The sequence below is a fragment of the Burkholderia sp. BCC1998 genome, from assembly GCF_905339875.1.
GTDB lineage: Bacteria > Pseudomonadota > Gammaproteobacteria > Burkholderiales > Burkholderiaceae > Burkholderia.
On sequence record NZ_CAJPHE010000020.1, the window covers coordinates 44853 to 64971 of the forward strand.

Genomic DNA, 20119 nt, shown 5'->3' on the forward strand with positions numbered 1-20119 from the left:
CGCAAGCATAACCGCTTGAGCCGTCGCGCGCCCGGTCATCCCGCGCAATGCAAATCACCGATCCTGCATTGACCGGCCGCACCCGCGCACGGGCCGGCCGGCGCACCGCGCTCAGGCGGCCTGCGCGGCCGCGCGGGACGGGCCGCGATTGATCCGCAGCACGATCAGCGCACCGACGATGCAGAGCGCGCCCGAGATCATCGACGCGATCGTATAGGTGCCGAGGCTCGCGCGCAGCAGCCCCGCGCCGAGCGCCGCGAACGCCGCGCCCAGTTGGTGGCCGGCGACGATCCAGCCGAACACCACCGGCGCCGCGGCCTTGCCGAACACGTCGGTGGCCAGCCGCACGGTCGGCGGCACGGTCGCGATCCAGTCGAGCCCGTAGAACATCGCGAACAGCGGCAGACCGAAGAAGTCGATGCCGAACGCATGCGGCAGGTAGATCAACGACAGCCCGCGCAGCCCGTAGTACCAGAACAGCAGCACGCGGTTGTCGTAGCGGTCGGACAGCCAGCCCGACAGCGTCGTGCCGAACAGGTCGAACACGCCCATCGCGGCGAGCAGCGACGCGCCCTGCACTTCGGACATCCCGTAGTCGCTGCACATCGCGATCAGGTGCGTGCCGACGTAGCCGTTGGTGCTCGCGCCGCAGATGAAGAAGCTGAAGAACAGCAGCCAGAAGTCGCGCGAGCGGCTCGCCGTCAGCAGCGTGCGGAACGCGACCGCGAGCGGGTTCTCCTTCGTCGCGTCGGGCGCCGCCGGCGCGTCGGCCGGCTCGCCGTACGGACGCAGCTGCACGTCGGCCGGCCGCTCGGGCAACAGGAACGCGACCAGCGGAATCACGATCGCGGCCGCCACCGCGACGACCAGCACGACCGGCCGCCAGCCGTGGCGCTGCGCGATCGCCGCGAGCATCGGCAGGAACACGAGCTGGCCGGTGGCCGTGCTCGCGGTCAGGATGCCCATCACGAGGCCGCGCCGCGCATGGAACCAGCGTGTGACGAAAGTCGCGGACAGCGTCAGCGCGACGACGCCGGTCGAGCAGCCGACCATCAGCCCCCAGATCACGACCATCTGCCAGCTCTGCGTCATCATCGACGACAGCGCGACGCCCGCGCTCATCGTCACGAGCGCGGTCAGGATCGTCGGCCTCAGCCCGAAACGCTGCATCGCCGCGGCCGCGAACGGCCCCGTCAGGCCGTACAGCGCGATGTTCACCGAAATCGCCAGCGAAATCGCCGCGCGGCTCCAGCCGAGTTCGCGCTCGAGCGGCACCATCAGCACGCTCGGCGTCGCACGCGTGCCGGCCGCCGCCAGCAGGATCAGGAAAACCACCGCCGCCGCGAGCCATCCGTAGTGGAAGCGCCCGCCGATTCGTGTCACTGCCCAGTTCATGTTGTCGCTCTCCAGTTGGCGGGCCCGCGCTCGCGCGCCTGCCCCGCCTCACCTCCGGGCCACCTCCGCCGCACGCTGCATCGGCTGACCCGGGCCGATACGTGGCATTTGTCTGTCGATCCGGGCGGCATTGTTACCGCTCGGTCACAAGTGTGTTGCGATCGTAGTGACCAGTCGGTAACATGTCAAGCAATTCACCACGCAGTCGAGGGTCATCATGTCGGGCATCGAGGCCGCCAACAAGCCGCCGGCACGCCGCACGCGCCAGCCGATCGCCGCGGCCGCCGCGCAGGAACACCTGCTGCGCGCCGCGGAGGAACTGTTTTACAAGGAAGGGGTGCGCGCGGTCGGCGTCGAGGCGGTCGTGGAGCGCGCGGGCGTCAACAAGATGAGCCTGTACCGCCAGTTCTCGTCGAAGGACGAGCTGATCCTCGCGTACCTGGAACGGATGGATGCGTGCTTCTTCGAGCGTCTCGATTCGAGCGTCGCGAAGCATCCGGGCCAGCCGAAGGCGCAATTGATCCAGTATTTCGTCGATCTGGCCGAACGCGCGACGCAGAAGGACTATCGCGGCTGTCCGTTCGTCAACGTCGCGGCCGAATTCCCGGATACGTCGCATCCGGCGCGCGAGCGCGTCGCGCAGAACAAGGAACAGCTGATGAAGCGGCTCGTCGAGTTGTGCGAAGGCGCGGGCGCCCGGCAGCCGAAAGCGCTCGCCGATGCGCTCGCGCTCATCGTCGAAGGCATCTACGCGGCCAGCCAGACCTACCGGCACGGCGAAACGCCGATCGGCACCGCGCCCGCGCTGGCCACGCAGCTGATCGAAGCCGCCTGCGCGTGACGGGCGGCGCACGCCCCGCCCCGGCGTGCCCGCTCCGGCTACAATGCGGCCCTCGCTGCCGCTTCGCCCGACCGCCTCCGCCATGACCGATACCCGCCCCGACTCGCACGACGACATTCTCGCCGCCACGCGGCACTGGCTCGCGCGCGCGGTGATCGGGCTCAATCTGTGCCCGTTCGCGAAGAGCGTCTATGTGAAGGACCAGGTACGCTACGCGATCAGCGAAGCGACGACGCTCGAGGACGCACTCGCCGATCTCGAAACCGAGCTGCGCGCGCTCGAAGCAGCGGATCCGCAGCAGGTCGACACGACGCTCGTGATCTATCCGCGCGCGTTCGCGGATTTCGTCGACTACAACGATGCGCTGTTCTTCGCCGAGCGGCTCGTGCGGCAACTGCGACTCGACGGCGTGCTGCAGATCGCGAGCTTCCATCCCGAGTACCGGTTCGAAGGCAGCGAAGCCGACGACATCGAGAACTACACGAACCGCGCGCCGTATCCGATCCTGCACCTGCTGCGCGAGGACAGCATCGCGCGCGCGGTCGATGCGTTCCCGGACGCATCCGCGATCTACGAGAAAAACCAGGAAACGCTGCGCCGCCTCGGCCACGACGGCTGGCGTGAATGGATGCGCCGGCCGGGCGACGACGTCTGACGCGTCGCACGGCGGGTGGCTGGCGCGCGGCAGCCGGGCCGGACGTCGGTCCGCTTCAGTCCGCCTCGATCCGCCTCGGTCCGCCTCGGTCCGCTTCAGTCCGCCTCAGTCCGCCTCAGTCCGCGGACTGCTCGACGGCCTCGCCGGCCGCCGCCGCGGGCGCCGGCGCGAAGAAGCGCTCGTTCAGTTCGGCGAGCCCGAACATGCCGAGGATCTCGTTCAGCCGCTCGCCGGGCTTGCGGCGCGGCAGGTTCTTGTACTGCGCGATGATCAGCTCGTTCTTCATCGAATGCTCCCAGCCGACCAGCTCGGTCACGCTCACCTGGTAGCCGTGCGCCTCGAGCTGCAGGCAGCGCAGCACGTTGGTGATCTGGCTGCCGAATTCGCGCGTATGCAGCGGATGCCGCCACACTTCCGTCAGCGCGTTCGCGAGCGACTTGCCCTTGTTCTTGCGCAGCACGCCCGCGACCTCCGCCTGGCAGCACGGCACCAGCACGATGTGCTGCGCGCGCTTCGCGAGCGCGAACCGGATCGCGTCGTCGGTCGCCGTGTCGCACGCATGCAGCGCGGTGACGACGTCGACCGTTTCGGGCAGCTTCGGCGACGTGATCGAATCGGCGACCGACAGGTTCAGGAACGACATCCCGCCGAATCCGAGCCGCGCGGCGAGTTCGGTGGAGCGCGTGACGAGTTCCTCGCGCGTCTCGATCCCGTACACGTGCGACGCGAACGCCGGCGTGCCGTGCCCCGGCTGCTGCTTGAAGAACAGGTCGTACAGGATGAAGCCGAGATACGACTTGCCGGCGCCGTGATCGACGAGCGTCACGCCGCCCTTGTCGGCCTGCACGCTCGCGAGCAGCGGCTCGATGAACTGGAACAGGTGATAGACCTGCTTCAGCTTGCGGCGGCTGTCCTGGTTCAGCTTGCCGTCGCGGGTCAGGATGTGCAGTTCCTTCAGCAGCTCGACGGACTGCTCCGGACGGATTTCGTAGGTCTTGTTCGACATCGTGAAACGGCGCCGGGCCACGGTCGGTCGACCACGGCCCGGCGGCGGGAATTCGTGAGGAATGGCGACAGTTTACCGAAAATACGCGATCAGGCTCGCGCGCCGAGCCGCCAGAGCGACGTGACCTCGGCGCGGCGCGCGGCGTGCAGCGGGTCGTCCGCGTCGGACGACTTCGGGTGCGCGGGGCGGATGTCTTCGCGGCCGAGCACGACGAGGCCCGCTTCGTCGATCCATTGCAGCAGCGTGTCGCGCGGCCGCAGGCCGAGATGCTCGGCAAAATCGGACAGGATCAGCCAGCCCTCGCCGCCCGGTTCGAGATGGTCGGCAAGCCCCGCGAGGAAACCGCGCAGCATGCGGCTGTCGGGATCGTAGACCGCGTATTCGATCGGCGCGCTCGGACGGGCCGGCACCCACGGCGGGTTGCAGACGACGAGCGGCGCGCGGCCGGCCGGAAACAGGTCGGCTTCGACGACGTCGACGCGCCCGGCATGACCGAGCCGCGCGACGTTCTCGCGGGCGCATGCGAGCGCGCGCGGATCCTGGTCGGTCGCGACGATGCGCTCGACGCCGCGCGACGCGAGCACGGCCGCGAGCACGCCGGTGCCCGTGCCGATGTCGAACGCGAGCGAGGTCGCGGGCAGCGGCGTGCGCGCGACGAGTTCGACGTATTCGCCGCGCACCGGCGAGAACACGCCGTAATGCGGATGGATCGGCGCGCCGCCGAGCGCCGGGATCGGCACGCCCTTCTTGCGCCATTCGTGCGCGCCGACGAGGCCGAGCAATTCGCGCAGCGACACGACCGACGGCGCGCCGCCCGGGCCGTATGCTTCCTCGCATGCGGCGCGCACGTCGGGCGCGCGGCGCAGCGGGATCGTGTAGTCGGCGTCGAGCGGGATCAGCAGCATCCCGAGCGTGCGGGCGCGCTGCGATTGCGCGAGCCGGTGCAGGTTGAACGCGTCGACGCCGACCGCGGCCTTCGCCTTCTTCGGCTTGCGTTCGACGCGGCGCGCCATCGCCTGCACGAGCTGGCGCGCATTCTGGAAATCGCCCTGCCAGACGAGTGCGGTGCCCTCGCACGCGAGGCGGTACGCCGCGTCGGCGGTGACGCGGTCGTCGGCGGGCACGGCGCGCTTCGGCGGCTGCACGCCGGCTTCGGAACGCCAGCGCACGGCATGTTCGGCGCCGTCGGCGTCGGTCCAGTGGAAAACGGGGAAATCGGTCACGCGAGCTCGGCTACGGTTGGCTTCAGACAGGCGGCGCTACCGGACTACCGGAGTGCGCCGCGCGGACCACACCATACCGCGCTTTGCCCGCGCGGCAAAGCGCGGGCGACCGCCCTGGCCGCCACCCGCGCGATGCTCGCGGCGTGTCAGCTCTGGTCGTCGAGCGCCGCGTCCGGCGCGTTCTGCTTCACCGACGCGATGCCGTTCTCGCGGCCGGCTTCAGCCTTGTACAGCTCGCTCGTGCCGATGATCTCGTGATTGCCAGCCTTCAGGTTGAACATGAACTGGCCGTTGCTCGCGGTCTTGCGCTCGTAGCGCGCGTCGTCCGGCGCGTTCTTGCGCACGGACGCGACGCCGTTTTCCGCCGACGCCTTGGTCTTGTACAGCTCGCTGCGCAGAATGATCTCGCCGTTGGCGGCCTTCAGGTGGAACAGGAACTGCCCGTCGTTCGCTTTCTTGATGACGAATTTCGCTGCCATGGTGCCCTCTCCAAAAAGTCGTCCGGCCCTCCGGACCGAGGCAGTCTAAACGCGATTGCAGCGCAAAACGTAAGGCGCACGAAACACGATCGTCAGGAATCGTCAGACGGCGCTGCAATCACGCCGCTTCGTCCGGTCCGGCATCCGGGGCGTCGCGCAGGCATCGTCTAGCCGCCCCACCCCGGCGTCGCCGGCATGCGCAACGTGCCCGCATCGCTGAAACGCACGGTGCCGAGCACGCCGCCGGCGAGCCGGCCGCGCAGCGCGTACGGCAACTCGCCGCTGGCTGCCGCGCCGGGCAGGTTCCACGCCTGCCGCGCGGCGGCGAACGCCGACACCGAAACGGGCACGTCGATCACGGCCTCGCCGAAGCGCGGCACGACGCCCGAGCGATCGCTGACCCCGCTCGCGAAAGGCGTGCCGTTCAGGTCGAGCGCGACCGAAATGCCGTCGTATTCGATCGGCGTGTCATTCGGGTTCTGCACGCGCAGCTTCAGGCTGAAGCGCATCTCGAGGCCCTGTCCGGCCAGCGGGTCGAGCCCGGCGACGGTCACGCTCACGGGCTCGCGCGTCAGGCCCGCGCAACCGCCGAGCACGAAGACGGCGGCGAACAGCAGCAGCATGGCGCGCAGCGGCGCGATACGGAACAGGGCTCGTGGCATGGGCTGGCCTCCTTGCGGCAATCGATCGGCGGGTCGTCGCCGCATTGTACCGAGCGCGCCGCGCCACGCCCTGATTCGTAGTTTTCGCGCGCCGCCGAGATCGTTAATAGATTAAAACTACGGAAACGAATGGCTAAACAGAAAGCGAATTAATGCTTCCCAGCATTCAATGGCGCGCGAAAAATTCAAGAGAAGCACTTTCTAATTTTTTCGTTTCCTTTACCCAAAACCATCAAGTATATTTACGCATCCTTCGAGCAGGCCGACAAACCTTCAAGCCGTATGACGGCGATTTTACGGAACGGCGACACGCCGTCCTTCCGTCCTGCGGCCTGGTACGGCCAGCCCCGTGGGTCGTCGGTTCAAAGGGAATGCACGCCCGCACAGGGCGGGCGGCCCTGTGTCGTGCGCGCGAAATCAATTCAGTACAACCCGCGCCCGGCCATTTTGAACCGGCCAGTTAACCGACATCCGGAAACACAGAGGGGGCAGTAAACCATGATTACCTTCACGTAGTCGGCCGGCCGTCTTTTCGAATAATCCGTCATTGGCATTTCTCGTCGCTGTTGATTAACGGCGAGGGATTTCTTTTGCCGGCGTTTTCGCAGCACTGAACGATTCTTTCAACAATCGAGGTTTCAGTCATGTCGATCAACATTCACAAGATGCGTTACCTGCCGCTGGTTGCCGCACTCGCGCTCGCCGGGTGCGGCGGCGACGACAGCGGCGTCGGCTCGGCTTCCGCACTCAGCGCCGCCGGCGCGCCGCACTCGAGCTCGTCGCCCGCCGCCAACACGCCGCCGTCAGCCTCCAACGTCGACAAGAGCGTGTCGCCCGTCGAGCTGCCGGACACCGTGGTACCGGTCAACTACCGGCTGTGGTTCCGCCCGAACGATGCGCTGAACGCGTTCGACGGGCGCGCCGACGTCGAGATCAAGGTGCTGAAGCCGGTCAACAACATCGTGATCGCCGGCCACCGGATCAAGTTCACGAACGGCCGCATCACGCTGCAGCCGGGCAACATCCAGCTGATCGCGACGCCGCAGGACAAGGGCGACTTCTACCAGCTGCGCCCCGTCGCCGGCACGATCGCGCCGGGCAACTATTCGCTGCACATGGAGTGGTCGGGCATCATCAACTTCAAGTCGTACGACGATCCGGCCACGCAGACGGGCGGCAGCTGCGGCGACGATCCGTATCCGGGCTGCTCGGCCGCCGAAGGCGTGTTCCGCGTCGACCTGAAGGGCACCGACGGCAAGACGAGCGGCGCGATCCTCACGCAGGGCGAAACCAACCTGTCGCGCCAGTGGTTCCCGGGCTGGGACGAGCCGGCCTTCCGGCCGACCTATGAAGTGACGGCCGAAGTGCCGCAGAACTGGCGCGTCGTGTCGAACGCGGCCGAGAAGCCGTCGACCAACGTCGGCGGCGGCTACAAGCTCGTGCAGTTCGAGAAGACGCCGCCGATGCCGTCGTACCTGCTGTTCTTCGGCGGTGGCCTGTTCGATACCTACGAGGACGACTTCTCGAGCCCGCTGCCGGGCGGCAAGGGCGGCCTGCACCTGCGCGTGTTCACGCCGCCGGGCATGAGCGACTGGGCCAAGCCGGCGATGGACCGCACCAAGCAGGCGCTCGATTTCTACTACCGCTACACGGGTATCCCGCTGCCGCTGACGAAGTTCGATACGGTCGCCGCGAACGACGCGTTCAAGGAGCAGAAGGACCTGAACTTCGGCGGGATGGAGAACTGGGGGTCGATCCTCGAGTTCGCCGACGACATCCTGCCGCAACCGGGCCAGCCGATGTCGCGCTACGGTAACGAGGTGCTGACGCACGAAGTCGCGCACCAGTGGTTCGGCGATCTCGTCACGGCCGACTGGTGGGACAACGTCTGGCTCAACGAGTCGTTCGCGACGTTCTTCGAGACGAAGACGACGATCCAGTTCTTCCCCGACGAGTTCAGCTGGCTCGACCAGGTGAAGAACAAGTACCGCGTGATCAATCGCGACATCGGCCCGAACGCGTTCCCGGTCGCGCCGAACTTCAACGACTGGGCATCGAACGACTTCGTGCTGAGCGCGAGCGCGTTCACGTACGACAAGGGCGGCCATGTGCTGAAGACGCTCGAGAACTATCTCGGCGAGCAGACATTGCGCCGCGGCCTGCAGCAGTACCTGGTCGACTACTCGTTCGGCAACGGCACGCCGAAGCGCCTGTGGGATGCGCTGTCGAAGGAAAGCGGCCAGGCGGTCGGCCCGATCGGCGACAGCTACGTGCGCCAGACGGGCGTGCCGCTGATCTCGCTCGACACGCAGTGCGACATGACGAAGAACCAGACGGTCGTCACGCTGAAACAGCAGCCGTTCCCGAACAAGAACGCGTATCCGGGCCTGCAGTGGACGGTACCGATCACGCTCGCGTACGGCCAGGGTCTCGCGAAACGCACGACGCTCGCGCTGAAGGATACGCAGACGCAGACGCGGATCGACGGCTGCACGGGCGTGGTCGCGGATCCGAGCGGTCTCGACTACTACGTCGTGAACTACAGCGACGCCGCGTGGAGCGGCCTGCTCACGCAGGTCAACAGCTCGGTCGATCCGGTGCTGCTCGCGAACCTGAAGAGCGAGGCCGCGCTGCTCGTCGCGAACAACCTCGCGCCGGCTTCGCGCTCGACGTCGATCGGCTCGGTCGCTTCGCCGGCCGCAATGAAGCTGCGCCAGACGCCGAGCTTCGGCGGCATCGCGCCGACGGTGAAGGAACGTCCGTCGCTGCGCTACCAGGGCATGTTCAAGCCGCGCAAGACGCTGGTTCAGTAACGTGATCCGGCCGGCCGGTGCCGCGCGATACGCGGCGCCGGCCGGCGTTCGACGCTTCATGTCCCTTCACGTCCCTTCACCTCCTATCGCAGGCCCCGGATGCGGGGCCTGTTTTTTGTTGCCGCCGCGTGCGGCGCCGCGCCAATGCCGGCCTGGCGCCTGTTCACGCCGATAACGGGCCCTAGCGATCGTCGCGCCGGCGAAACGCCCACCAAGCGGCGAGCGCGGTAAAGCCCGCGACCAGCAGCACCATCAGCCAGAACCCGTGCTTGTTCTCCGAGAACGGCACGCCGCCGACGTTCATCCCGAAGAAGCCCGCGACGATGTTGATCGGCAGCGCGATCACGGTCACGAGCGTCAGCGTGAACAGCGTCCGGTTGTTCTGCTCGTCGAGCCGCGAACCGATCTCTTCCTGCAACAGCTTGATCCGCTCGTTGAGCCCCGACAGATCGGCGAGCACCAGCGAGAACTCTTCGGTCGATTCGCGCAGCTCCTGCACGTCTTCGGCGTGCAGCCACGCGGGCGGTTTCGCGAGCAGCCGGAAAATCGAGCCGGGCTCGGGCGCCAGCATGCGCTGCAGCCGCGTCAGCGTGCGGCGCATCGCGCCGAGCTCGATGCGGTTCGACGTGAGCCGTTGCGACAGGAAGCGATCCTCGATGCGATCGACGTCGATGCTCGTGCGCCGCATGATCTGGATCAGCAGGTCGGCCTGGTCGCGCAGCAGGTGCACGAGCAGTTCGGCCGGCGACCGGAACCGCTCGCCGTCGCGCACGCAGGCGCGCAGCGTATCGACCGAACGCAGCGGCTTGAGCCGCGCGGTGACCATGATGCGCCGCTCGACGTGGACGAACAGCGTCGCGATTTCCGACGGCGTCAGCTCGAGGTTGAACATCACGTCGTTGACGATCGCGCGCAGCGCGCCGTCCTCCTGCTCGATGCGCGTCGAGCGCGACCCTTCGTGGAGGAATTCGAAGAAGCTGTCGGGCAATCCGAGGTGCGTGCGCATCCAGCGCTCGCTCGCGCCGTGCGCGAGATTGAAGTGCAGCCAGACGAAATCGTCCGATGCGGCCGCATCGCGCTCGCGGCACGCGCGCAGCCATGCGGCGGCCGCATCGGCATCGAGCATCGCGCCCGATCCGCCCGGGACGAAGCGGAATCCGCACACCATGCCGGACGTATCGGCGCCGTAAGTCTGTACGATCAGGTCCATCGTGTCGAAGGTCGTGCGGCGCTCGCCGCGCCGCGCATCGCGCATTGCGGCGCCACGCCGGGAAATGGAAGGAAACGTATGCCCGATGCATGCGGCATTTTCGTGACATTGTCACATCCTGCCGTCCGGCGTAAGACGTCCCAAAAACAACGCGCCGCCCGGTGGGCGGCGCAGGTGCGATGTGCAGGCTGGTGTGATGCCGGTTACTGCCGCGTCTCCGACTGCGCGGCGGTCGGGCAGGCCGGATCCTTGCCCCAGTGGCCGTCGCAGACGCGCCAGCGGCACAGCTGATCCTCGAAGAAGCCGCGCTCCGCGCAATCCTTCACGCGCGATGCGAGCGAACCGCCCGTCGCGGCGGCCGTCTTGGTCGGCACGACCTGCCCCTTCTGCGCGGCGACCTTCTTGTCGGCCGGCTTCGTACGGGCGACGAGCGCGGCGAGCAGGTCCGCATCCGGGTCGTCCTTCCCGGACGCCTTCGCGCTCGCGGTACGGGTCGCCGCTTCGCGACGCTTCTTCGCCTGCGCGAGCTCCGCCTGCTGTTCCTTGTGATGCTTGCGAGCCTCCGCCTTCGCATCGGCCTTCGCATCGGCCTTGCTGCGGGCGGCGACCTTGTCGCTCTTCGCGGCGTCGGCCTTCGCGGATTTCGTCGTCGCCGCTGCTGCGGCAGCCGTCGCGGCGACGGCGCCCGCCGTGGCCGCGCCCGATGCATCGTCGGCACCGTTCGCGAGCGCGCGCGACAAGCGGCTGTTGTCCGCGCCCGACGCGCCCGATGCGGACGCAACGACCTGGGACGCGGCATCGTCGTTGACGATCGTCGCCGTTTGCACGACGGGCGCAGCCGACGCGGCATTCTGCGCGACCTGCACGGCGGCGGCGCTGGCCGGCTCGGCCTTCGCCGGTGCCTGCACGGGCGCGGCTGCCACGACGGCCGCCTCGCCGGATTGCTGCTGCCAGCGCCATGCGCCCCAGCCGCCGACGGCGACCACGAGCGCGACGACGGCCGCGATCGGCCCCTTCAGCGAACGGCGCGGCGGTTCGGCCGGCGGCGTGACACGTCCTTCCAGATTCGCGAGAATGCGCGACTGCTGCGGTTCGCCCCCGCCTGCCGGTTTGGTATCGGATAGCAGGCTGGGCGGGGTTTTCGAATTTGAATTTTCCGGCGCACTCATTCAGCGTCTCATTGAATCCTGGTTTAATTCACCGCGATAATATAGCCCGGCCTCTCAAAGCAGCCTGATTCTAAGAGCAAGCATTGCAAAACACAATCAATTCCAATTTCCGGGGATTTCGTTGATTGCCGTCGCACTCGTCGCCTATTTCGCCCTTGCCGTCGCGGTTGCGGCACTGTTGCTTTTACCGGGTATCCGCGCGACCGTTTTCGAATCCGTCGCCCAGTTTCGCGGCCGCCTGACGCGCCGCGCGAACGATCACGCCGCACGTACGCGAAGTCAAATTGTTAAATCGGCAAGCGTTACGCGCGGCGCATTAAGTGACGTGCAAAATTTACTGATCCGGCGGCGCTTGATGATTATGGTGTCGGCAGGTATTCTTGCGACGCCGCCATTGGTGGCCATTGCGTTACGCGGTCGGCAATTATTTCAGTACGACGACACGGCGCGCGTGCCTGACGAGAAGATCGCCGCGCTGCTGCAGGGCGAACAGCTCGTGCCGCCGCCGCCGTTGCCGCCGGAAGTCTTTGCCACGAAGGAAGTCGAACAGGTGCGGCCGGCGCTGAGAGATGCAAGCCGCGACTGGAACCTGCTGGATCCCGATTTCCGTACGCGTTTGCTGCTGGTCTACAAGATCATGCACGAACAATATGGTTACGAGATGGCGCTGCTGGAAGGTTATCGGAGTCCGGAACGACAGAACCGGCTCGCGCAGATGGGCACCAACGTGACCAATGCGGCGGCCTTCCAGAGTTATCACCAGTTCGGGCTCGCGGCCGACAACGCGTTTCTGCGCGACGGCAAGCTGGTCATTTCCGAGAAAGATCCCTGGGCGATGCGCGGCTACCAGTTGTACGGACAGGTCGCCGAGCAAGTCGGCCTGACCTGGGGAGGCCGTTGGAAAATGATGGATCTCGGGCACGTGGAATACCATAAACCCGGTTTTAAACTGGGACGCGGCAGCTAGTCAGGGCTGCCGGACAAGAAATAATGAGGGCGGCATGGGGCTTTTTAATCACCCGGCAGGAAACGATTTGGGCGGTGCAAACGATCGGGCATTCCGTTGCGCGATTTTTTCAGGCAGCCGCTTCCGTTTTAATTCTCACAGCGTCCTTTCATTATTGCGCGCGCCTTCTCCGATGCCGCGGGCGCATTGATGCCAGCCCCCTTCATCCCGTTTGACAGCATGGCGACACATCGCGGCGCCACGCTTGCCGCTCGGCGCGCCTGCGTCGCCTCACCGAATCGCACCGGAACCTGAACGTCCTATGCAACGCATCCTCAACGTGCTGACTCATCCGCGTACGCTCTCGATTGTCGGGATCGTCGCGCTAGCGGCGATTCTCTTCATCGCTGCCGACATGCTGCAGCTGCCGCTCCTGTGGGCGGCGGTCGCCTTCGCGGCGATCCTCGTGCTGTGGCTCGGCGTCGCACTGGTGCGCCGCTGGCGCGTGAAGCGCGCGAACCGGCAGCTCGGCCAGGTGCTCGAAGAGCAGGCGGAAACCGGCAAGATCGCCGCGCCGGCCGCGGCCGCGCTCGCACCCGACACGAAGACCGCCGACCTCGACGTGCTGCGCACGCGCCTGTCCGACGCGGTGAAGACGATCAAGACATCGAAGATCGGCCAGGTGTCGGGCGGCTCCGCGCTGTACGAACTGCCGTGGTACATCGTGATCGGCAACCCGGCCGCCGGCAAGAGCAGCGCCGTGCTGAACTCCGGCCTGCAGTTTCCGTTCGCGGACAAGAACAGCGCGGTGATCCACGGCATCGGCGGCACGCGCAACTGCGACTGGTTCTTCACGACCGAAGGGATCCTGCTCGACACGGCCGGCCGCTACTCGGTGCACGAGGAAGACCGCAGCGAATGGCTCGGCTTTCTCGGCCTGCTGAAGCGCTATCGTCCGAAGGCGCCGATCAACGGCATCATCGTCACCGCGAGCATCGCCGAACTCACCGGCAACCGCCCCGAATTCGCGATCAACCTCGCGAAGAACCTTCGTCAGCGCGTTCAGGAGCTGACGGAGAAGCTCGAGGTGTTCGCGCCGGTCTACGTGATGTTCACGAAGGCCGACCTGATCACCGGCTTCACCGAATTCTTCAGCAGCAGCGACAAGCACGAATACGACCGCGTGTGGGGCGCCACCCTGCCCTACGAGCCCGATGACAAGCGCGACGTGGTCGCGCAGTTCGACACGCACTTCGAGGAACTCTACGAAGGGCTGAAGGAAATCAGCGTCGCGCAGCTGTCGCTGTCGCGCGGCAACCAGCTGTCGCCGGGCCAGCTGAGCTTCCCGCTCGAATTCTCGACGATCAAGCCGTCGCTGCGCGCATTCCTCGCGACGCTGTTCGAGAACAACCCGTTCCAGTACAAGCCTATTTTCCGCGGCTTCTACTTCACCAGCGCGCTGCAGGAAGGCGAAACCAACAGCGCCGCCGCGCAGCGCATCGCGCACCGCTTCGGCCTCGACGCGAGCGCGCTGCCCAAGCCGCACAGCGCGTTCTCGAAGAACGGCTTCTTCCTGCGCGACCTGTTCTCGAAGGTGATCTTCGCGGACCGCCAGACCGTGCGCCAGTTCGCGAGCCCGACCAAGACCCGGCTGCGCTACGCGACCTTCTTCGGCTTCGTCGCGGCGCTCGCACTCGCGCTCGGCGGCTGGACCTGGTCGACGATCGGCAACCAGCAGCTCGTCGCGAACGTGCAGGCCGACCTCGACAACGTCACGCGCCTGCAGCAGGGCCGCAACGACCTGCAGTCGCGCCTGCAGGCGATGGACATCCTGGAAGACCGCATCGAACAGCTCGAACAGTTCCGCCGCGACAAGCCGGTGTCGGTGTCGCTCGGGCTGTACCAGGGCGACCGTCTCGAACAGCACCTGCTGACCGAGTACTACAACGGCGTGCGCCAGATCCTGCTGGCGCCGGTCTCGCAGAACCTCGCGTCGTTCATGAAGGACGTGAACGCGCATCCCGAACAGCTCGTGCCGATGACGCGCCCGCCGGAATCGGGGGCCGTGCAGGGCGGCGCGATTCCCGTGTCGACGAACCCGCCGGGCGCCACGCCGCTCGCCGGCGCCGCGCAAGGCGCATCCGCGGCGGCGGCCGCCGCGCCGCAACAGCCGGCCGCGCCGCAAGGCGGCCTCTACAGCGACGCGTCGCCGACCAACGTGCAGGACGCGTACAACGCGCTGAAGACCTACCTGATGCTGTCCGACAAGCGTCACGTCGAACAGGCGCACCTGACCGACCAGCTCGCCCGCTTCTGGCGTGGCTGGCTCGAGACGAATCGCGGCAACATGCCGCGCGACGAGATGATCAAGAGCGCCGAGCGCATGATCTCGTTCTATCTCGCCCGCGTGAACGACAACGACTGGCCGATGATCGACGCGAACCTCGCGCTCGTCGACCAGACCCGCGAGAACCTGCGCCGCGTCGTGCGCGGCATGCCGGCCCGCCAGCGCGTCTACGAGGAAATCAAGGCGCGCGCGTCGACCCGCTTCGCGCCGATGACCATCGCGCGCATCGTCGGCGACGGCAACCAGGGGCTGGTCGCCGGCAGCTATGCGATTCCGGGCACGTTCACGCGCGAAGCGTGGTTCGACTACGTGCAGCCGGCAATCCGCGACGCGGCGACCAAGGAACTGCAGGCGAAGGACTGGGTGCTGAACACGTCGACGCAGGACGACCTGACGCTGGAAGGCAGCCCCGAGCAGATCCAGAAGACGCTCGTCGGGATGTACAAGACCGAGTACGCGCAGCACTGGCAGAAGTTCATGCAGGGCATCGCGGTGCAGGGCTTCAGCAGCTTCGGCCAGGCCGTCGACGGGATGAACCGCCTCGGCGACCCGCAGGATTCGCCGATCCGCAAGATCCTCGAGACCGCGTACGACCAGACGTCGTGGGACAACCCGTCGCTGGCGAACGTCGCGATCAAGAAGGCGCAGACCGGCGTCGTGAACTGGGTCAAGCAGCTGTTCACGCGCTCGCAGGCCGGCCAGGTGGCGGCCGCGAACATCGACATCAACGGCAATCCGGCCGAGGTGCCGATGGGTCCGATCGGCCAGGAGTTCATCGGGCTCGCGCGGATCGTCGCGACGCACGACGGCACGTCGATGCTCAAGGGCTATATGGACTCGCTGTCGAAGGTCCGTACGCGCTTCAACGTGATCAAGAACCAGGGCGACCCCGGCCCCGGCGCGCGCCAGCTGATGCAGCAGACGCTCGACGGCAACGGCTCGGAACTCGCCGATTCGCTGAAGTTCGTCGACGAGCAGATGCTGACCGGCCTCACCGATTCGCAACGCAAGTCGCTGCGTCCGCTGCTGGTGCGGCCGCTGATGCAGGCGTTCTCGGTGGTGATCCAGCCGGCCAGCGCGGAAGTCAACAAGGTATGGAACGCGCAGGTCTACCAGCCGTTCCAGAGCTCGCTCGCGACCAAGTACCCGTTCGCGGCGAACGCGAAGGTCGAGGCCGGCGCCGGTGAAATCGCGCAGGTGTTCGGTCCGGACGGTGCGATCGCGAAGTTCGTCGGCACGACGCTGGGCCCGCTCGCGGTGCGCCGCGGCGACACGCTCGCCGCCCGCACGTGGGGCGACATGGGCATCGGCCTCACGCCCGACTTCACGAACGGCTTCGCGCGCTGGGTCGCCCCGCTCGCCGGCGGCGCCGCGGGCGGCGCGGCCGCGGCGGCCGAACCGCAGACCGTGTTCCAGATCCTGCCGCAGCCGAGCACGGGCACGACGGAATACACGATCGCGATCGACGGCCAGCAGCTGCGCTACCGCAACACGCCGCCGCAGTGGACCAACTTCGTGTGGCCGAACCCGCAGGGCTCGCCGGGCGCGACGCTGTCCGCGACGACCTTCGACGGCCGCACGGTGCAGCTCGTCAACGAACCGGGCCGCTACGGTCTCGAGAAGCTGATCAACTCGGCGCAGCGCAAGCGCCGTCCGGACGGCACCTTCGACCTCACGTGGGTCCAGGGCAGCGTGAACGTGTCGGTGACGATGCGCATCATCAGCACGTCGCAGCCGACCAGCGGCGGCGGCGACCAGCCGCAGCAGCAGAGCCTGCGCGGCCTGCAGCTGCCGTCGTCGGTCGCCGACGCGAGCGCGGGTGCCGCGCAGAACGCGACGCAGGCCGGCTCGGGCGCGCCGGCGGCCGCACCGGCCGTCGCGGCCGCCACCGCAACGAACGCACAGGGGGCGCAATGACGCAAACCGTTCAGGCGCAGATCGCCTACTTCGGCAAGATTCCGTCGCGCGGCGACTTCGTGAAGAGCCCGCACAATCCGCAGTTGCTGCAGACGCTCGATCGCTGGATCGCGCAAGCACTCGAACTGCTCGCGGAGGATCCGCGCTGGAAGATCGTCTACGAGGATGCGAAGCCGATGCATTTCGCGTTCCTCGGCTCGCGCAGCAAGCTCGCCATCGCGGGCCACATGGTCGCGAGCCACGACGTGTCGATGCGCCGTTTCCCGTTCCTCGGCGCGACCGCGCTCGAGGTCGACCGGCCGCTCGCGTTCCTCGCGCGCAGCCCGCTCGCGTTCGCGCGGCTGTGGTCGCGCGTCGCCGCGCAGATGCCGGCGCTGCTCGCGAAGGAGGAGCCGCCCGGCGCGCTGCAGGCGCTCGGCGATACGCAGGTGCCGATCGACGTCGGCGGCCCCGGCACGTCGCATGACGGCACCTTCAACGACTTCATCGAACACCAGTCGCTGTACGGCCTGCAGCAGATGCTGCTCGAAAGCGGCCATCCGGTGCGACTGCGCGGCGCGATGCTCGCGCTCGGTTCGCTGTTGCGGCCCGTGATGCAGAGCGGCTCGTCGCACATCGAGCGCGGCCTCACGCTGCCGCTGCCGGTCGACCCGTTCTATCGCAGCCTCGTCGCCGCGTTCTGGCTCGAACTGATCGCACCGTTCGTCGCGCAGGCCGACTTCGAGCTCGCGATCTTCATCGGCACGATCGCCGAACGCGAACGGCTGATCATCGGCTTCAACGGCGCGTCGTCGAAGACGCTGCTGAGCGTCGTCGATCCGCAGACCTACGCCGCCCACAACATCGACATCGACGATCCCGAGTGGATCGACGCCCATGCGCAAAACGATCATCAGATCAGCAAGCTCGTCAGCTACCTCGACCAACCGCAACTCTCGCTGCGCGTCGCCATCGACGCCTTCCGCGAAGCGTTCATCGGAGGCTGACGGGATGCAACGCACGATTCAGGTCCGGCGCACGCGCTTGTCGCCCTTCGTATCCGCTCTCGCCGCCGCGGGCCTCGTCGCCTGCGGCGCGGCCCATGCGCAGAACACGGGCGGCGCGACCGTCACGCCGGTCGGCAACGGCACGGTCGCGACCGCCGCCCTGCCCGCGAACGCCAACCCCGGCGCCGCGCCGGCCACGGCGTCCGGCACGGTGGTGCGCGGCACGGCCGGCACGATCGCACCGCCGCCCGCGAACGCGTCGCCCGGCCAGGTGGTGGTCGGCGGCAAGGTGCCCGACGAGGCGACCAAGGCCGCCGTGCTGCAGAAGCTGCGCGACACCTACGGCGCGGCGAACGTGGTCGACCAGATCGAGGTCGGCGACGTCGCGACGCCGCCGAACTGGAGCGCGAACGTGCAGAAGCTGCTCGGCGCGCAGTTGAAGCAGATCAGCAAAGGCCAGCTGAAGATCAACGGCACGCAGATCGAGATGAAGGGCGAGGTGCACAACGAGGCGCAGCGCCAGCAGCTCGCGAGCGACATGGCCAATACGCTGAATCCGACTTATACGATCAAGAACGGGCTGCGCGTGTCGGCGTCCGAGCAGGGGCTGCTCGACCAGACGCTCGCGAATCGCACGATCGAGTTCGAAACGGGCAGTGCGACGCTCACACCGCAAGGCAGGCAGATTCTCGATCAGATGGCGGCCGCGCTCGCGAAGATGCAGAACCGCACGGTCGACATCATCGGGCATACCGACAACTCGGGGAACCGGACGTCGAACATCGCGCTGAGCCAGGCGCGTGCGGATGCGGTGAAGGGGTATCTGATCACGAAGAGCATTCAGCCGCAGCAGATGACGACGACAGGGGTCGGGCCGGATCAGCCTATTGCGCCGAATGATACGGCCGAGGGGCGCGCGAGGAATCGGCGGATCGAGTTCCGGGTGGGGCAGTAAGCGCCGATTCGGAGATATCGCGCGCCGGGACCGGATAGCGGCAGACTCGTCCCTCGGATTGCGCACGCCCAATCTGCTCGCGCATGGTCAACAAGCCGGTCACCTCACCGCCCCACTACTAAATCCAGCGATTCCAGTGAAATACGCGATCCGCTGCTTGTGGTCGGCCATTCTTCTGTTCGTTGGTGGGCTCTTCGTACTGGTGGGTATAGATGGCACGATCAATTCCGCCATCCTCGTTCGCGCTCGTGCGTGGCCTCACGTCCCCGCCATTGTCGAGCGATGCGAGTTGTCTCTGCGATACGGAAAATCCGATGCGACATGGGAGGCGCGCGCCCTGTTCCGCTATGGCGCGGGACAGGCGCAGCAGTACGATACGACGTGGCAGCCTGCCGGGTCGCCGGTGTATTCGCGTTCGGCCGCCGAGAACATCAGCCGCGAACAATTCGCCGCGTTCACGAAGAAGTATTGCAGCGCCGCAGCGAACGATGACCTGCGCGTTTCGCCGATGTTTCCGGGTATTGCGCGGCGCAACGAAGCGGTTGTGGGCGGGGAATGGGTACGAGAAATCGGATTCGGTCTGTTTGCTCTGGTCGCCGGGTTGATGCTGTCTGCGGCAAGCATTTCGCTGCTGCCGTGGATCGAGGATCGCAAAAAAAGCGCGGCGAAGCGGAAAGCGCGGCGTGCACGGAATCGCGTCAGCGGTTCGTGATGCGGATGTGCATGGCGGGTTCGGATCGCGCTGGTCACGATCGTTCATGCGAGGCGCCGATCGCCGTTGTCGGTAGCTGAGGACCGGCCGTTCACTGATCGTGCGCGTGTTTAAGGTAATCCAAGCGTCTTCATTCGTTGCTCCGTCAATTCGGTCAAACACTGCGGATGCATTTCCCCAAAGCCGGTCTCGAACATGCTCGGATAGGGCACCATTCCGATCAGTGTTCCGGCTCCCTCTGACATGACGGGCGAAACGGCATCGAGCAGTCCGACGAGCTCCGCCTGGATCGACACGCCTTCAACCAGGCTGAACCCACGGACATGTCGGGTTATTTCCTTCTATTGTGAACTGCCACGAGCTTTCCGTTCGCGAAAGCAAACCACTTCCCCCCCACACTAAGCAGTACGCGGCCAGGCAGCCATCGGACATCGTCAATATCCAACTTGTCGCTAACCGACCAGACTGCGGCGGGTTTTTGGCGGAAATCGTACAGGGAGACCGCCGGTGGATCCGAAAAACCGCCGCTGAAGTCTTCGACGATCAACCGCGAGACGGCCTTATCCTGTTCTTTCGAATCCGGATAGTACACATAGCGTGAACCGTAAAGGTGATCGAATTGCTTGCCATCGAGCTCGACATTAAATGTAACGCCATCGCTTCCCGGTTGGACGATCTTTGATATCTGCAATGTGCCCGCAACGGTACGGATCGTATCGTGATCTCCCCCGGATGTCTGCGCCTTGACACTGATGCAACAGATCGCCATCAACATTACAACAAACGACTTCAACAAACTCGCC

16 protein-coding genes are annotated in these 20119 nt (G+C 66.6%); 8 read left to right on the top strand and 8 right to left on the bottom strand.

Going from position 1 to position 20119, the window contains the following annotated elements; genetic code table 11:
* Positions 1–111: 111 nt before the first annotated feature.
* Positions 112–1395, bottom strand: coding sequence for an MFS transporter (locus U5A56_RS28145; protein WP_044845906.1), 1284 nt, complete (start codon positions 1393–1395; stop codon positions 112–114).
* A gap of 217 nt (positions 1396–1612) precedes the next feature.
* On the opposite strand from U5A56_RS28145, the gene U5A56_RS28150 reads away from it, so the two are divergent.
* Entirely contained in the window at positions 1613–2236 is a 624-nt protein-coding gene (locus U5A56_RS28150) for a TetR/AcrR family transcriptional regulator (protein WP_257775232.1), read from the top strand.
* Positions 2237–2318: 82 nt separating this feature from the next.
* A complete protein-coding gene (locus U5A56_RS28155) occupies positions 2319–2891 on the top strand; it encodes a DUF1415 domain-containing protein (protein ID WP_044845908.1) in 573 nt (190 codons plus the stop codon).
* A gap of 115 nt (positions 2892–3006) precedes the next feature.
* Here U5A56_RS28155 and U5A56_RS28160 read toward each other — a convergent pair whose 3' ends face one another.
* From U5A56_RS28160 to U5A56_RS28175, 4 genes are all read right to left on the bottom strand, one after another.
* Positions 3007–3897: a class I SAM-dependent methyltransferase gene (locus U5A56_RS28160; protein ID WP_044845909.1), complete on the bottom strand. Its 891-nt coding sequence runs from the start codon at positions 3895–3897 to the stop codon at positions 3007–3009.
* 89 nt (positions 3898–3986) lie between these two features.
* Positions 3987–5120 (bottom strand): methyltransferase, encoded by a 1134-nt coding sequence (locus tag U5A56_RS28165; RefSeq protein WP_044845910.1) that lies wholly within the window; start codon positions 5118–5120, stop codon positions 3987–3989.
* A gap of 146 nt (positions 5121–5266) precedes the next feature.
* Positions 5267–5599 carry a YegP family protein gene (locus U5A56_RS28170; RefSeq protein WP_044845911.1) on the bottom strand — a complete coding sequence of 111 codons (333 nt, stop codon included), beginning with the start codon at positions 5597–5599 and terminating at the stop codon, positions 5267–5269.
* 167 nt (positions 5600–5766) lie between these two features.
* Positions 5767–6261 carry an LEA type 2 family protein gene (locus U5A56_RS28175; protein ID WP_321925715.1) on the bottom strand — a complete coding sequence of 165 codons (495 nt, stop codon included), beginning with the start codon at positions 6259–6261 and terminating at the stop codon, positions 5767–5769.
* A 644-nt stretch (positions 6262–6905) separates the two neighbouring features.
* Here U5A56_RS28175 and U5A56_RS28180 point away from each other — a divergent pair.
* Entirely contained in the window at positions 6906–9074 is a 2169-nt protein-coding gene (locus U5A56_RS28180; protein WP_321925717.1) for a M1 family metallopeptidase, read from the top strand.
* 181 nt (positions 9075–9255) lie between these two features.
* Here the strand turns inward: U5A56_RS28180 and U5A56_RS28185 are convergent, their stop codons facing one another.
* Positions 9256–10284: a transporter gene (locus U5A56_RS28185; protein WP_044845996.1), complete on the bottom strand. Its 1029-nt coding sequence runs from the start codon at positions 10282–10284 to the stop codon at positions 9256–9258.
* Positions 10285–10487: 203 nt separating this feature from the next.
* Positions 10488–11453, bottom strand: coding sequence for a phage tail protein (locus U5A56_RS28190; protein WP_321925719.1), 966 nt, complete (start codon positions 11451–11453; stop codon positions 10488–10490).
* A 121-nt stretch (positions 11454–11574) separates the two neighbouring features.
* Between U5A56_RS28190 and U5A56_RS28195 the strand changes: the two genes are divergently transcribed.
* The 5 genes from U5A56_RS28195 to U5A56_RS28215 all read left to right on the top strand — a co-directional run bounded on the left by U5A56_RS28195 (position 11575) and on the right by U5A56_RS28215 (position 19316).
* Positions 11575–12420 carry a M15 family metallopeptidase gene (locus U5A56_RS28195; RefSeq protein WP_321821171.1) on the top strand — a complete coding sequence of 282 codons (846 nt, stop codon included), beginning with the start codon at positions 11575–11577 and terminating at the stop codon, positions 12418–12420.
* A gap of 301 nt (positions 12421–12721) precedes the next feature.
* On the top strand, positions 12722–16663 hold the full coding sequence (gene tssM / locus U5A56_RS28200) for a type VI secretion system membrane subunit TssM (protein ID WP_321925721.1): 3942 nt from the start codon (positions 12722–12724) through the stop codon (positions 16661–16663).
* Positions 16660–17649, top strand: a complete 990-nt coding sequence (gene tagF, locus U5A56_RS28205) for a type VI secretion system-associated protein TagF (protein ID WP_044845917.1) — start codon at positions 16660–16662, stop codon at positions 17647–17649. The genes tssM and tagF overlap by 4 nt, the downstream gene beginning before the upstream one ends.
* 4 nt (positions 17650–17653) lie before the next feature.
* Positions 17654–18604, top strand: coding sequence for an OmpA family protein (locus tag U5A56_RS28210; protein ID WP_321925723.1), 951 nt, complete (start codon positions 17654–17656; stop codon positions 18602–18604).
* A 136-nt stretch (positions 18605–18740) separates the two neighbouring features.
* Positions 18741–19316, top strand: a complete 576-nt coding sequence (locus tag U5A56_RS28215; RefSeq protein ID WP_321821173.1) for a DUF3592 domain-containing protein — start codon at positions 18741–18743, stop codon at positions 19314–19316.
* A gap of 331 nt (positions 19317–19647) precedes the next feature.
* On the opposite strand, the gene U5A56_RS28220 is transcribed toward U5A56_RS28215, so the two are convergent.
* Positions 19648–20109, bottom strand: coding sequence for a hypothetical protein (locus tag U5A56_RS28220; protein ID WP_321810688.1), 462 nt, complete (start codon positions 20107–20109; stop codon positions 19648–19650).
* Between the last annotated feature and the right edge of the window lie 10 nt (positions 20110–20119).

Excerpts from the sequence above, each read along its gene's own strand:
- tagF (WP_044845917.1), top strand. The coding sequence starts at position 16,660 with ATGACGCAAACCGTTCAGGCGCAGATCGCCTACTTCGGCAAGATTCCG.
- U5A56_RS28175 (WP_321925715.1), bottom strand. The coding sequence starts at position 6,261 with ATGCCACGAGCCCTGTTCCGTATCGCGCCGCTGCGCGCCATGCTGCTG.
- U5A56_RS28170 (WP_044845911.1), bottom strand. The coding sequence starts at position 5,599 with ATGGCAGCGAAATTCGTCATCAAGAAAGCGAACGACGGGCAGTTCCTG.
- U5A56_RS28150 (WP_257775232.1), top strand. The coding sequence starts at position 1,613 with ATGTCGGGCATCGAGGCCGCCAACAAGCCGCCGGCACGCCGCACGCGC.
- U5A56_RS28180 (WP_321925717.1), top strand. The coding sequence starts at position 6,906 with ATGTCGATCAACATTCACAAGATGCGTTACCTGCCGCTGGTTGCCGCA.
- U5A56_RS28155 (WP_044845908.1), top strand. The coding sequence starts at position 2,319 with ATGACCGATACCCGCCCCGACTCGCACGACGACATTCTCGCCGCCACG.
- U5A56_RS28185 (WP_044845996.1), bottom strand. The coding sequence starts at position 10,284 with ATGGACCTGATCGTACAGACTTACGGCGCCGATACGTCCGGCATGGTG.
- U5A56_RS28210 (WP_321925723.1), top strand. The coding sequence starts at position 17,654 with ATGCAACGCACGATTCAGGTCCGGCGCACGCGCTTGTCGCCCTTCGTA.
- U5A56_RS28145 (WP_044845906.1), bottom strand. The coding sequence starts at position 1,395 with ATGAACTGGGCAGTGACACGAATCGGCGGGCGCTTCCACTACGGATGG.
- U5A56_RS28160 (WP_044845909.1), bottom strand. The coding sequence starts at position 3,897 with ATGTCGAACAAGACCTACGAAATCCGTCCGGAGCAGTCCGTCGAGCTG.
- U5A56_RS28190 (WP_321925719.1), bottom strand. The coding sequence starts at position 11,453 with ATGAGTGCGCCGGAAAATTCAAATTCGAAAACCCCGCCCAGCCTGCTA.
- tssM (WP_321925721.1), top strand. The coding sequence starts at position 12,722 with ATGCAACGCATCCTCAACGTGCTGACTCATCCGCGTACGCTCTCGATT.